General features: G+C 30.8%; 11 protein-coding genes. 1 reads left to right on the top strand and 10 read right to left on the bottom strand.

The features are described 5' to 3' along the window. Positions 1-99: 99 nt before the first annotated feature. From ACQKM9_RS19435 to ACQKM9_RS19390, 10 genes are all read right to left on the bottom strand, one after another. On the bottom strand, positions 100-1,008 hold the full coding sequence (locus ACQKM9_RS19435) for an ABC transporter ATP-binding protein (RefSeq protein WP_427736021.1): 909 nt from the start codon (positions 1,006-1,008) through the stop codon (positions 100-102). Positions 1,009-1,022: 14 nt separating this feature from the next. Continuing rightward, positions 1,023-1,826: an ABC transporter permease gene (locus ACQKM9_RS19430; protein ID WP_427736020.1), complete on the bottom strand. Its 804-nt coding sequence runs from the start codon at positions 1,824-1,826 to the stop codon at positions 1,023-1,025. Continuing rightward, the gene (locus ACQKM9_RS19425) at positions 1,823-3,100 is read right to left on the bottom strand and encodes a nucleotide sugar dehydrogenase (protein WP_427736044.1); all 1,278 of its coding nucleotides are present in this window, start codon (positions 3,098-3,100) and stop codon (positions 1,823-1,825) included. The genes ACQKM9_RS19430 and ACQKM9_RS19425 overlap by 4 nt, the downstream gene beginning before the upstream one ends. 157 nt (positions 3,101-3,257) lie before the next feature. Beyond that, positions 3,258-5,975 (bottom strand): glycosyltransferase, encoded by a 2,718-nt coding sequence (locus ACQKM9_RS19420; RefSeq protein WP_427736019.1) that lies wholly within the window; start codon positions 5,973-5,975, stop codon positions 3,258-3,260. Then, positions 5,962-6,219 (bottom strand): hypothetical protein, encoded by a 258-nt coding sequence (locus ACQKM9_RS19415; RefSeq protein ID WP_368538020.1) that lies wholly within the window; start codon positions 6,217-6,219, stop codon positions 5,962-5,964. The genes ACQKM9_RS19420 and ACQKM9_RS19415 overlap by 14 nt, the downstream gene beginning before the upstream one ends. 19 nt (positions 6,220-6,238) lie before the next feature. Beyond that, positions 6,239-7,567 carry a glycosyltransferase gene (locus tag ACQKM9_RS19410; RefSeq protein WP_427736043.1) on the bottom strand — a complete coding sequence of 443 codons (1,329 nt, stop codon included), beginning with the start codon at positions 7,565-7,567 and terminating at the stop codon, positions 6,239-6,241. Further along, complete coding sequence (locus ACQKM9_RS19405; RefSeq protein ID WP_427736018.1) at positions 7,561-8,817, bottom strand: glycosyltransferase family 4 protein; 1,257 nt, start codon at positions 8,815-8,817, stop codon at positions 7,561-7,563. The genes ACQKM9_RS19410 and ACQKM9_RS19405 overlap by 7 nt, the downstream gene beginning before the upstream one ends. Before the next feature lie 824 nt (positions 8,818-9,641). After that, on the bottom strand, positions 9,642-10,118 hold the full coding sequence (locus ACQKM9_RS19400; RefSeq protein WP_427736017.1) for a hypothetical protein: 477 nt from the start codon (positions 10,116-10,118) through the stop codon (positions 9,642-9,644). 114 nt (positions 10,119-10,232) lie between these two features. Next, a complete protein-coding gene (locus ACQKM9_RS19395) occupies positions 10,233-10,436 on the bottom strand; it encodes a hypothetical protein (RefSeq protein ID WP_427736016.1) in 204 nt (67 codons plus the stop codon). Positions 10,437-10,556: 120 nt separating this feature from the next. Further along, positions 10,557-12,239, bottom strand: coding sequence for a MutS-related protein (locus ACQKM9_RS19390; RefSeq protein WP_427736015.1), 1,683 nt, complete (start codon positions 12,237-12,239; stop codon positions 10,557-10,559). A gap of 409 nt (positions 12,240-12,648) precedes the next feature. Between ACQKM9_RS19390 and ACQKM9_RS19385 the strand changes: the two genes are divergently transcribed. Then, positions 12,649-13,623, top strand: coding sequence for a hypothetical protein (locus tag ACQKM9_RS19385; protein WP_427736013.1), 975 nt, complete (start codon positions 12,649-12,651; stop codon positions 13,621-13,623). The last annotated feature ends 55 nt before the right edge of the window (positions 13,624-13,678 follow it).

Raw genomic sequence — 13,678 nt, 5'->3', positions numbered from 1 at the left:
GTAGAAAAACGCTTTACCAAAAAGCCCAGTAGAGTAAAAGCGAGTTACGCCCTCGAATTCAGATTGGCTAGACGGTATTATTGACCTTTTCTTTCGTGGTTAAAACATATAGGTAGCGCTTGAAATCACTATAAAGATTAATATTAAAATTTGTAGCACGAATACCAAATTCGAATTTCCACGTTTACGCTTCTCCTGTTGAATTTGGCCGTTAGAAACTTCTTTATATTGCTCTTCTAACATTTCATTTCTACTCTTCTTCTTTTGACTTTCACTTAAGGAATTAAACCAGTTTATAAACTGTTTATATTCACTTATCACTTTTTTTGCCTCATCGAACATTTTTATTTTTCCAAAATGAATCCACATCACCCTATCACAAAATGCTTCTATTTGGGACAATGAGTGACTTACAAAAACAATTGTTTTTCCTTGGCTTTTAAATTCATTTATCTTATCCAGACACTTCTTGTAGAATGTTTGATCTCCCACAGATAAGGCTTCATCTATAATTAAAATATCCGGATTAGTATGAATTGATATTGCAAAACCTAAACGAGATTTCATGCCACTAGAATAGTTTTTTACAGGTTGGTTAATAAACTTCCCTATATCTGCAAAGTCTATTATAGCTGATTTTAATTGATTAATTTCAGCGCTACTTAAACCGTGCATCAAACATTTCAGCTTAATATTCTCTAAACCTGTTAACGAATTATTTAATCCAACGGAAATAGCAATTAGAGATGTTTCTCCATTTATTTCAACCTTACCTAAACTTGTAGGTATTACTTGCGCTAGTAGGTTTGAAAGAGTCGATTTGCCAGAACCATTTAGTCCGATAAGACCAATTGCTTCTCCTGCATTCACCTCAAAACTAATATTTCTAAGTGCAAAAAAATGAGCTCTATTTTTTTTTAGAGATATGATATCAAATAGTTTTTCAGATTGCTTACTATATAAACTGAAACCTTTTGATACATTCATAAATCGAATTTTCGGATTCATTTCTTTTCCTCCGACTATAGGTAGTCAACAAATCTATCACGAAATTTTAAATGTACATAAGAACCAATTGTAAGTATTAGGGTAGTTATACTCCAGAAATAAAAGGTATACGGCATATCCTCAAAAAACCATCCCCCTCCTAAGAGAGAGTACCTAAATCCTTCAATAATATAAAATAAAGGATTCAATTTCAAAATACTGACTAACAATTCAGGGAAGTTATGAACATTCCACACGATTGGTAAGAAAAACATCATTAACCGAACAATTGATTGTATTATTATCTGAATATCTCGGATAATAGTTGTAAGTGTTGATAAAAGCAGTGTCAAAGCAAACAGAAAGAAATACAGGCAAACTAAATAATATAGTATTTGTATTAAATATATTCCAGAGAAAATACCATATCCTAGAGTAATGCCAAAAGTTAGAATAATCATAGGTAGAAATGAAATTGAATTACCAACGATTATAATAGTAGGTAGAACGCTTACGGGAAAGTTCATTTTAGCTACTAAATTTACTTTTGCGTAAATACTATTTGAAGCTTGTGTAATTGTCCTACTAATATATAACCACGGTACTAACCCTATAATCAGCCAAAGGAAAAACGGGGTTCCCTCAACAGGAGAACCCTTTCTTATTCCTAAACCAAAAATGAGCCAATAAACACCAATTTGAATGAATGGATTTAATATTTGCCATAAAGCACCCAAATAGTGCATTGCATACTTACCTTTTTCTTCATATATACTTAATCGAAATATCAAATTAAGATGAGAAAATTGTTCTTTTAATATCTGCCGAACAAAATTCATACAACAGTAGCTTTCTTTTTAGTATAGTTAAAAAGGTTTCCATAATTAATATATTCAACATAATTCGGAACACGTTTCACTACATTTTTAGTATCAAAAATTCTTATATTTGACATACAGGAAAAATCAGGATCTCCAAATTCCTTAAACTCATCATGATCTGATAAAACAACAATGAGATCAGAGTCTTTTACCGCTAGCTCTAAATCTTGTATAACCCAATCTAATTTAACGTGTGGATCATAAGCTCGCACTTCATAATTATGTTCTGCTTGTAATTGTTTAAACACTTCGATTGCTGGACTTTCACGAATATCATCCACATTCCCTTTATATGTGAGACCTAAAATAGTAACTACTTTTCCTTCGACATTATTCATTAGTTTATTGACATTCTCTACTACAAAATGAGGCATAGAGGTATTAATCGTACGAGATAACTTTATTAACTGAGCAATTTCTGGTGCCTTTGCAACGATAAAATACGGATCGACAGCTAAGCAGTGACCCCCTACACCTGGACCTGGTGTATGTAAATTAACACGTGGGTGTTTATTGGCCATTTCGATAACATCTAATACATTTATCTCTAATAAATGACATACATTCGCCAATTCATTTGCAAGTGCTATATTCACATCTCTAAATGTATTTTCCATCAGTTTAGACATCTCCGCTGTTCTTGCATCCGTTTTAATAATTTCACCTTTTACGAAAGTACTATAAACGATAGCCCCTGCTTCTTCGCATGCAGGAGTAATTCCACCAACTATTCTATTATTAAACACTAACTCATGGAAAATCTGACCTGGTAGTACTCTTTCAGGACAATGTACAAGGAAAATGTCTTTTCCAACAACAAAGCCTGTTTGATCTACTAACGGTTTGATAACATCATCCATACTACGAGGAGCAATTGTCGATTCAACGATTATTATATTACCTCTTTTTAAATAGGGTAATATAGACTTTATCGCAGTAATAACATAGGTTAAATCACAAGATCTATACAGATCCTGATTATTAGGTGTAGGAACAGCCATAATAAACACATCAGCCTCTTCAGGAGTAATTGACGCTCTAAAAGTACCCATTGCAATGACTTCATTAAGAGCTGTTTGTAGTCCAGGCTCTTCAATATGAATTTCACCATTATTCAATGCATCTATTACGTCTTTCTTTACATCTACTCCTACTACTTCTACATTGTGTTTTGCGAACATGATAGATGTCGGCAAACCGATATACCCTAGGCCAATAGTGCATAATTTCATCATTATTTCCCTCCAATATTCAAGGTAGTAAGTTCAATAAATTGATGATGTACCCATTACAAAATAGTGATATTGAAATTCCTCTATTCGTATTCGCTACTTGCGAAGTAAAAGTTATCTTTTATATCTCACTTCCTTTCAAAATAATTTCAATATTTCAATTCATACTAGAAAAATATTTTATAATCTGTTTATATTTTCTTTTCTCATATAGAGCAGCAAATTTTTCTATATCCACGGAATTTTTGATTATATACTCTTTATACAATGAATAGATCTTGTAGAGCGTATCAATAGCCTCTTGTTGTTCCTCATGCTTAATTTTTTTTATTCTAATGAGATACCAATTTCTAAAGTAGAAGTTAAATCTTCTTTCCATATATAAATCCAATAGGTCGTTTTTTATCAAAAACAGTAGTCTTTCTTTCTCTAATGTATAATACTTTTCAAAAAACGCTTTCGTTACCGTATTCGTGACAGATCCAGACACAGCTGCATAGTAAATATGTATATCCTTATCAATCACAACCCCTTTACTAGAATGCAACAGTAATTCTTGGAAGAATAACGTATCTTGTCCACCTGCATTTTCAACCATTTTCAAATTGTTATTAATGATGATTTCCCTTTTCACTACTAATGCCTGAATACTTTGTGTCCTTAAATCGGTATCCATTAATAGTTTTTTTGGATCATTAATAATGTCGCTACGACAAGTATTAATTACTGTTTCAAAATATTTAAAATGACTAATTTTCAAATTATTTAGCTTAATCATATTTCCAATGGCTATATCTAATGCCGTATTATTTTTCAGTAAATTTAACAATTTGGCATAACCATCATTAACGGCTTCATTGTCTGGATCTAAATAAGTTACATATTCGGTAGTAGCAAGTTCTGCTCCCTTATTTCTAGCTCTTGAAGCACTCCCACTTCCTCCTTCACGATAGAAATAGGTTACGACGTTAGCATGTTCCCTAGCTATTCTATTTATTGTAGCGATCGTCTCTTTTTTTGAAGAACCATCATCTAAAATGATGATTTCCATTTTTTTGAAAACACTACTTCTTTTAAGACTATTAAAACACTTGTTTAGCAAGTATTTTCCATTATTAAAAACAGGGACAATGACAGATAATTCATACGTTCTATCTTCACTCTCTAATTGCACATTTTTAGATACTGTATCTAATTCAAAATGATCAATACAATAGCCATTTTCTCTTATATGTTTTTTGTTCATATTCAACAATTCATTTGCTCGGAAAGATTCTGACCAAAAAACTGTTTTATATTTATCTTTCATCTCATTTATATAAGTATGTTCAAGACCTTCGACTAGCTCGCTGCCATGATAATAACTATTTTTTGCAATATAATCAGAATTCGTATATTTAAATCCATTTATCATATCTTCTAAGTAATACTCTTGATAATTGTATTTGGAATTAAAAAAAGCGATAAAATCATAGTCTTGTTTTACTTTTTCATCAAAGTTAGCTTCAGTTATTAAATGCTTTTCTACATACGTTTGATTTTCAAAATCTCGTATTACATCATCACTTATTAAATTTGCGACAACCAGTACTTTCTTTGAATGTAGTTGCCTGTTAAAACCAATACAGTCTAATAGATAATCAAATCTTTCAAACGTTGTATGAGAAGACATGACATTTCTAATGCCCACCACTTGATGTTTGTACACTTCTTCATTAGTAAATCCATTCAGAATATCCTTTAACTCGTTCCGATCATTCACTAGAAATACGTTTGGAAACTTATCATTTACCCCTACACTATAATTAGAGATAATAATATTTCCTATTGCTTGTAGTTCGTAAATTCTATTCGCAAACATTGTTTCACTAAATTTAATTGAATTTAAGTTGATAGACCAATCATATAATTTATGAATTTTTTGAAGATATTCATGTTCTATAGCTGGTGAAATATATTGTAAATACTGTGATGGAAAGAAGTAGTTAGGCTTATTTAGCTGAAAATTTCTATCAACTATTTTTAAGCTTCTATTAGTCTTGATTACTCCATCAAATAGTTCGCTTGTTTCCTTTTGTCTTTCCGGATATTTGTTTAACCACGATCCAGCAAAGAAAACATCATTACTTTTTTGAATACTTTTTATCCCAATTGGATTATGATAAAGTGGATTCACACCAAACTCTAATACAAAGATGTTGTTATGACGACAGTCTTTTTGATAACTTTCAACCTTCTCTACTGCTGTAGTAAATACATACTCACATTTTCTTGCTAATCCGATGAATGCTTCATAGTTAACAGGATCTTCTTTAGAGTAAAACACCGTATGAACCCTATTCTTTTTAAAAAAATGTATAATTTTATGTGCTTCTTCTCTTTTTCGTGATGAAGGATTCCCTAAACCCTCCCAAGCCTGATCCAAACCCTTCCAAGTACTAACAACTAATAAAATATCTAGTTTACTTTTATAATATTTGTAATTAGAAAATGTAATCGGATAAAAGTTTGCTACGTCTTTGTAGGACTGATATAAAAACTCATCGGCTATGATCCCGACATTTACTTTATACTTTTGGTAATAACGACTCCCATTGCTATCTGGTATCATTTCAAGCAATGGTTTAATTCTTTCGAAATACTCGAAATCAGCAACTTCTTCCCTATAAGATAAATACTCTTCTTTATCCATTTTGATTGATGTATCTACTTCATCATTAAATAAAGAAACTGGTTCCATAGATATATTATCTGGTAACTTGCTATTTTCTAATAAGTGATTGATCTCATATTTTTCTTTTTTAATCGCATACTCAATAAGTTCTTTTCTCGATTTGACTTGATTGATTTGCTCATCCAAATTAGCTATTTTCATTTTTCTTGCCTCGCTTAATTCTTTTCAAAAATCTCCAATATGCATAAGTAACCTTTGCTAGTTTTGAATTACTAATTGCATAATGTTGGGCAGATAATTGTTTATACGACGTTAGTAACTTTTCTTCACTTTCGTAAATTCTTAAAAGCTCTTCAAAAATACTTATTTTAGACTGCTTCTCATATATTAGTCGTTTCGTTAGTTGATCCAGCTCTTCAGACGTGTCATTTGTTTTTAAGTCCAACATTAACACTCCTATTTTTTTAATGAGATATGGTCGTTTCCACCGCTTTAAAATAACCTGACATTCTTTTTGTATAAACATTTAGAAACAATCTCTTTTCACTTTCCCAATTATAAATTTTACTAGCCGCTAAACTGTTTTCACTTAATTGGTTATGTAATTCGCTATTCTCTAATAGTCTATTTACTGCATCAGCAATAGCACTTGGATTATGAGAATCGATACATATCCCTGTATTTTCTCCCTCAATTACTCTTTTGATTTCTGGAAAGTCGCATGCTACCACTGGTACACCTGCCATCATATATTCAAATAATTTATTTGAAGAAGCTGAGTAATGATTAAAGTTTGTGTTATTTAATACTTGAAAACCGATATAAGCATTCTTTGTATATTTCGGTAACTCAGTAAGTGGTACTTTTGGTATAAACCTTACTTTCTCCTGAAGATTCATTTCCTTCACCATTTTCACCAAATCAGGTTTTACTCTACCGTCTCCAATTAATACAAGTGTTCCTTCCTTAAATTTTGGAACGGCCTGTATTAATTGTTTCAAACCCCTTCCAGCTTGAATTCCCCCTTGGTAAAGTAGGATCTTTTCATCTACAGGTAATTGAAGCATTCTATGAAGATTTACTGTTTCATTTAAAACTTCTGTCTGCAAAAAAGGATAGTTATGCACTACATTCGGATAAAATCCATATAAATCTTCATTGTATTTAGCTCTTGTATGATTTTCTACTATCATAGAATCAATTCTTTTTATAAAAAACTGCTCCATCATGCCATAAATTGGACTATCATAGCCCGTTCTACTTGTTTGAACTTCATGAGAATCGTAAATAAGTGGTTTCTTTTTTAGTCGCCATTTAGAACATATAAAGCCTTGGGGTAAAGTATTTAAGTCGTTGGAATGATACACATCATACTTTTTCTTGTTCCCCCTCATAATCATTCGGCAAATTATACTCCCTCTAATAAACACTGTTTTAACCTTTGTCTTTAGGAGCAGCACCCCCATAAAAGTTAAAGAGATCGTGACTAAAGGAAAATAGTAAACTGAAAACAACCAAACGAATGCTACAACTCCTCCTACTAATTTATACTTCAAACAAAATCTGAGACATAATTGAAGTACGGTAAAGAGGATGGGGTATCTGCGAACTCTAAAAACATTAAAGTTTTCACTTCTTTTTTCTTCAAGTATCATCCTTTTATCAGTTGGATCATGAATACAAATAAGGTCTACTTTATAGCCCTCTTCTGATAACGCGGTACATTCCCTCAGCACTCTAGCATCGTTAGTGAAATTGTTCCAAACAAACATACATACAGTTTTACTCATAATGTTAAATCCCTATCTATTTTGCTGTTTAATGCTTCTATTTCTCTGAATTTATAATTACTTTCAAATAGACATGATAATTTTTTTATATTTTTTTCCCACAAAAATTGTTTTCTAATCAAATTCATACTGTTATTTGCTATTTTGTGTCGTATTTCAGGATTGTTTTTTAACATCAAAATATATTCTACTATTTCAGCTGCATCACGATTTTCAGAAACAAAACCTGTTTTATTATTTTCTATAAGCTCTTTGGAATAACCTGAAACAGCTGCTACAACTGGCAATCCAGATGACATATAATCGATTAATTTACCTGGTAAAACTGTTTCAAATACTTCCTTATCATTTAATGCCAACACACCTACATCATGTTTTGCATTTAACTTTAAACACTCATGTCGAGTAGTAGGATTTTCGATTGTTACATTAGCCAATTTGTTTTCGCTAATAAACTTGAATAGCTCATTTTTCTTTTGTCCATAGCCAACGATAGTGATCATAATTTGATTCTCGGCCAAGCGATAAACTAATTTTTTGAGGAAATCTACATCCTGAGCCAGTCCAATATTTCCTGTATAAATGATTTTAAATAGTTCATCTTGTTTGTTAACTACATTTAGCTCAAATTCTCTAGCAGCATTTGGAATGAATATGATTTTGTTGCGGTCTACTTTTGACTTTTTCACTATATAATCCATAAAACCAATGCTATTAATGACGATATAGTTTGCTTTTCTATATAAATAAACTTCTAATATGGAAAAAAACTTTATGATCCACTTGTTATTAAAGACTCCAACCCCTTTTAATGATTCGGGCCAAAGATCTCTAATGTCTAAAATAAATTTTGATTTATACTTAATTTTTGCTATAACACCAACAAATGCCATAAATATTGCTGGCGATGTAACGAATACTACATCATATTTTTGTTTATCAAATAAAACAAAAAATAGCATTTTTAATGAAATTTCAATATAGTGGATTAATCTATTTAACATACTAAAGGCATATTTCCTATTTTTAACATGTACTCTATGAATATTCTCATGATCATTTAACGATTTGTTATTCCAAAACTTCTCATCTTCATAAAGATGCTTATTGGGATAAGAAGGTTCTGTAGTCAAGACAGAGACCTCATAGCCATCTATCTGTAGTAATTGAAAAATATTATTCAATCTATTTGCATGGCTACCGATTTCAGGATGAAAATTTTGAGTGATAATCAATACTTTAGTTTTTGACAATTAGAGTATCCTCCTAAATGAGATGGTTTTATCGAAACAGTTTTTCATTACATCTGATAGCCTGTTCATTGTAACATCAATCTTTACATTATTTGTTAATATAATGATTCTTTTTAATTAACAACATGTAAATTTTTATTAATAAAAGTAAATTATCAAGGTTTATTAATAAATTCAATTCTTTATAGCATTTGTTTCATATTATCCATTTGCTTCAGGCTTTCTTTGGAGTTTGTAATAAATAATCCATCGATTGAAAGAGTGAATATTTATCTAAAAGTTAAATAATATTGTCAATTTATTAAATTTGTAAATGAATTGTTTATGTGTTAGCTGTAGTACTGCATACACATCATTTAAATTGGATGTACTGTTTGTCATAACTGATGATTGTAATGTAGTTCATTTATTGCTCTCCTCAGTAAAGGAGAAATATTGGGGCTTACAAAATAAAACGCCCTCCAATAAATTAATCTGGAGGGCATTTTAGATTATGAAATTAACTACTTAAATTAAATGACTACTTTTTTAAGTAGTCATTTAATTCACGGCATCACTTTAAATCAGGGAATTATAATTGAAAAACCAACAATCAATTTGTTCAGGCTTCATAAAGTCATTTATGAACGTTTTTCTTAAGGAAACGGAATAATAGCCAAACCAACAATAAATATGACAATCATAAAGAACACCAAATAACACTCGGTTCACCAAACAGAACATTCGTTCTTATTACAAGTAAAAAAAGACCAGATTCAAAATTAATTGAGTACCTAGGCTTTATGTATAGTTTTATTATGAACACCAGTAATTTCTTTATAAACTCAAAAACTATTTACCTCTGATTTTAAACTGTCTACGAATTCATTAATTTGTTCCATTTTAACTATTAGACATAATGAAGGACCACACCCTGTTGCGCGAAGGTGATTTTTAAAGCCTGCATCTAATACAAAAATTAATTTATAACTAGGCTCCCATTCGTCCCTCTCATTTTCAGGTATTTGAAGAATACCATAATCAGGGTAATAATATTTTCCAAATTGAGGAATATGATAAACACACAGCCCTGGGTCTTGGGTCTCTAGCATGCTTAAGTGTACATTATTAATTTGTTGTAAATCATCTAATAACTTTAAGAAGTCCCTCTTTAAACAAGCTATTTCCATTTGCACATCTGGAAAAGCAGGACCAGAGCGAAAATCAATAAAAAATTCTACACTTTCTTCATTGACTAACTTTAAATTTATTTCAACTTCACAATTACTAGGTACACTAGAACAATCTTTTAATATGGCCATAAAAAACTCCTTTTTACTTTTTAGCACTAAAGTATAACTAAATACATGACAACAATCCTCAGTCATTATTCTATGGATTGTTGTCGGCCTATATGAAATTTAAATATATTACAATTAACTTTTAATATCTCCCACATATTGCCAAGATATTTGAAACCACTTCATTTTCATAGGATCTTCATCATAAACAGTATCAATTACAACTGTATTTTTCTTAAGTAAGACAGCAACTTTATTGCCATTTCCTGCCCAAGCAACCCTTTCACCACTAAATGCATCTACATACTTTGTACCTTTAGCTAAACTTTGATCTATCATTTTCCCAGTAATCTTGCGCTCTACTGCACGTTTTGCAGCATGTTCTGTTACTCTAACTACATGTCCAGTAGAAGTTCTTGCAACAAATGAAACTCCAGACTTAATTACAAAACCTGCTAATTATGGAATAAAAGGAGCTGTACGTTGTTCCATTTCTTTCCATTCATGCTTTTCTAAGAAATACTCGGCTAACCCATTCGCCTTGTTTGTGATGCTTTGTGGATAATCCAATATTTCAAGAAGCTTAATCGCATTTTTCGTTTTTGACGGTCCAGAATGAATTGTATAATCAAAATGAACTTGACCATTCTCAATTGACTCACTGAAGTGATAATTTGTATAAGTACTTTTGGTAATTTCGGTTAATTCGATATCATGAGAGGCAATGATATTCATCCCTTTATTCAAAGAAAGCCATTCCATCATTGCAGCCGATGCTGCTATCCGTTCAATCGTATTAGTTCCCTTTAATATTTCATCAATAAATGAGATGCATGGTTTACCTTGCTCACACAGTTGGATAATACGTTTGAGTGACTTAATTTCAGCTATAAAGTAACTATCACCATCTAGAACATTATCTTGAATCGCCATTGAAGTTACAATATAGCTAGGTTTCATTGTCCAGTTTTCTGCTAACACTGTATTAATTGTTTGTGCCAAGATTGTATTAATAGCAATTGCTTTAATATAGGTAGATTTCCCCGATGCATTAGACCCTGTAATGAGTGTGCTCTTGCCTAGATTTGACGTGTTTTTTACTGGTTCTTTGATAAGTGGATGAAACATATTTTTGAATGAAAGTTCCTCTTCCTCCACAAATGTAGGGATACAATATGTATCTATTGATTTACGGTAAAATGCAACTGCTACCCCTGCATCCAGTTGCCCAATAAGTTGCCATAAATCGTGGTATTCTGCTTTATGATTTGAAATCGTTTTAATAATATTGTTGTAACTAATAAAATCCAACAAAAATACTATTCGTATGTACTCAAAAATGATATCAAAATCTCCGTTGCCTCTTCCTATTGAAGCAATATTGCTTAAAACTAAAACTTTTTTAAGGGGCTGTACTTTGGCTTTGAACTCGTTTGCATTTGCCGTAAATTCCAGATGTTTGACGGAAGCAAAGCGTTTTCCCGTATTGATGACAGCTGCTATATACGATGTGGAGTATAGATTATTCTCTAACGCTGGTTTATTTTTATAGTATACGAATAAGTTAATCAGAAAAGATCCTACTAAACTAAAAATCCCGTACTTTAAGCTGAAAAACATCAAAATGGTTGAAGCAAATGGCATTAAAGCAAGCACTACATATATAGCTACATATTTTATGTTTCTCTGATTCTCATAAAAAAAAGAAGATGAGTTTGTATAATCTTGTTTTCCAAGTCCCGATAGAATGATTAAAATATCTTCTCTTAATGCTTGATTACTCTCCAGTAATGCGTAAAGTTTTTCTTTATCTTGTATATCTTTTAGAGATGGATCAATATCACGAAGTTGATTAAATAAATATTCCGATCCAACAGAGGTCTGTGTGTAATTTATCTTTTTGAAAACCGTATTCATAGCAAGATCATCCCACGTCAACTGATCTATACCGTCATATCTTGGTTCACTATTTATTTTGTTTTCCCAGTACATTGACACTGATTCGTTATCTTCACTTCGCGCATTAAACTTTCCTGTTGCCCATTCTTTCCTAAACGTTTTTAGTCTTTTCTTATTTATCATTAATATGTTATAGATAATGATAGCGATCACAACTATCACTAGAATCATTATTAAATTCATTATTTCTTTTCCCTTCTATTTCTTTGACCTTTTTTATTTATAAGTTAGTTCGTTCTATATTTATTGGTATAATTATCCCTATCAGAAATACTTAAAAGCTACAATTAACCACAATACATAATAATTGTAAAATATACAAAAAATTAAGTAAACTAAAAGGAGTAACATATAAGTAAAATTGCAAGAGTTGTAGTTAGTTCGAATGCTTATTTTAGCTTGTCAAAATCTAACTATTTCAAAATAGCATCATTGAGAAAAAACAAAAGTATCTTTTTTCAGCTACTTTTAGGCAGTAGTTGCAATTGTAAATAAGAATTGCAATTACATTTTCACCTATAATTCTCCATTATTCAAATAAAGCAGATTAGTTAAATAACGGAGGAAATATAATATAATGGAGGATAGTATATTGAATCTAAATGTTAATGTTTCATCATTTGAACTAGCACAACAATCTGTTAATTTTGTTATATTATGTCCTTTTAACTTGCCTAATGGCTGTTCAGTTAAGAATATTTCTCTAAAAAAAGAAACAAGAAGTTCTCGTTCTTCGATCCGTTTTGAAATTTCAAGTAAAAATAGAGTAGTAAGAGTAAAACAGTTTTTCTATGATTGGGGAATTCCTACTGTATATGCAGATACAAACCTTGTTTCTCCTGGTAAATCTTTTGAGATAAACGGGATTGTTGGGTTTATTGGTATAGATTACAAAGGAAATCAAGCTGCTTGTTATGCTAGATGGTTCACAAATGTAGAATTATCTGTTTTAAAAGGAAGATTTGAAGAAGATGAGCTTATTAGAATTATTGAATCATTTTCACCACTTGAGTCGTTTACTATTGAAAGATTAGGAGAAAAGTCATATACAACTACGAGTTATACAGCAAGATATGGTATACCGAAATGGCAAGAAGATGAGATTTCTAGGGTGAAATGGTATGAAAAAAATTTCGATATTAACAAAAAAATTACATTGCAAAACATTTATATACCTGCATTTGAATATCAAGAATTTTTCCTGGATTCAATAGGATTTAATCAATATAAATCTGGTGTAGAAACTCATTTCCTATATAGATCAAAGGTTAATTATACTGATGGTATTTGGTTTTGGTTAGCTCCAGAAGAGATGATTGAAAATCTCTCTTATAAAGAGGGAGAAAATATAGGAGTAAGACAAAGTTGGAATGTAAAAAAAGAAAAACTCCTAATAGGAAATATGGAAATAACAATATTATTACATAAACAAAATACACAATATTATGGTTGGTATGCTCATTGGAAGATTGGTAGATATATTTATCAAGTATTTATTCGCCCATCAGTAAATTTTAATATAGAAAAGTTTACTGGATTTATAAAGACATTACATGAAGTAAAATAAGAAAAATTAGTAAATATCAATTATCTTAATTCACTAATGACGAGCTTTCATTAAA

It is taken from the genome of Viridibacillus sp. NPDC093762, from assembly GCF_050279675.1.
Classification (GTDB): domain Bacteria; phylum Bacillota; class Bacilli; order Bacillales_A; family Planococcaceae; genus Viridibacillus.
The sequence above is the reverse complement of the archived record's forward strand: the minus strand, read 5'-3'. Positions and strand labels throughout refer to the sequence as shown.

Bases quoted from the DNA above. Each gene is read 5' to 3' on its own strand.
- ACQKM9_RS19435 (WP_427736021.1), bottom strand. From the start codon at position 1,008: ATGAATCCGAAAATTCGATTTATGAATGTATCAAAAGGTTTCAGTTTA.
- ACQKM9_RS19430 (WP_427736020.1), bottom strand. From the start codon at position 1,826: ATGAATTTTGTTCGGCAGATATTAAAAGAACAATTTTCTCATCTTAAT.
- ACQKM9_RS19425 (WP_427736044.1), bottom strand. From the start codon at position 3,100: ATGAAATTATGCACTATTGGCCTAGGGTATATCGGTTTGCCGACATCT.
- ACQKM9_RS19420 (WP_427736019.1), bottom strand. From the start codon at position 5,975: ATGAAAATAGCTAATTTGGATGAGCAAATCAATCAAGTCAAATCGAGA.
- ACQKM9_RS19400 (WP_427736017.1), bottom strand. From the start codon at position 10,118: ATGGCCATATTAAAAGATTGTTCTAGTGTACCTAGTAATTGTGAAGTT.
- ACQKM9_RS19395 (WP_427736016.1), bottom strand. From the start codon at position 10,436: ATGATAGATCAAAGTTTAGCTAAAGGTACAAAGTATGTAGATGCATTT.
- ACQKM9_RS19390 (WP_427736015.1), bottom strand. From the start codon at position 12,239: ATGAATTTAATAATGATTCTAGTGATAGTTGTGATCGCTATCATTATC.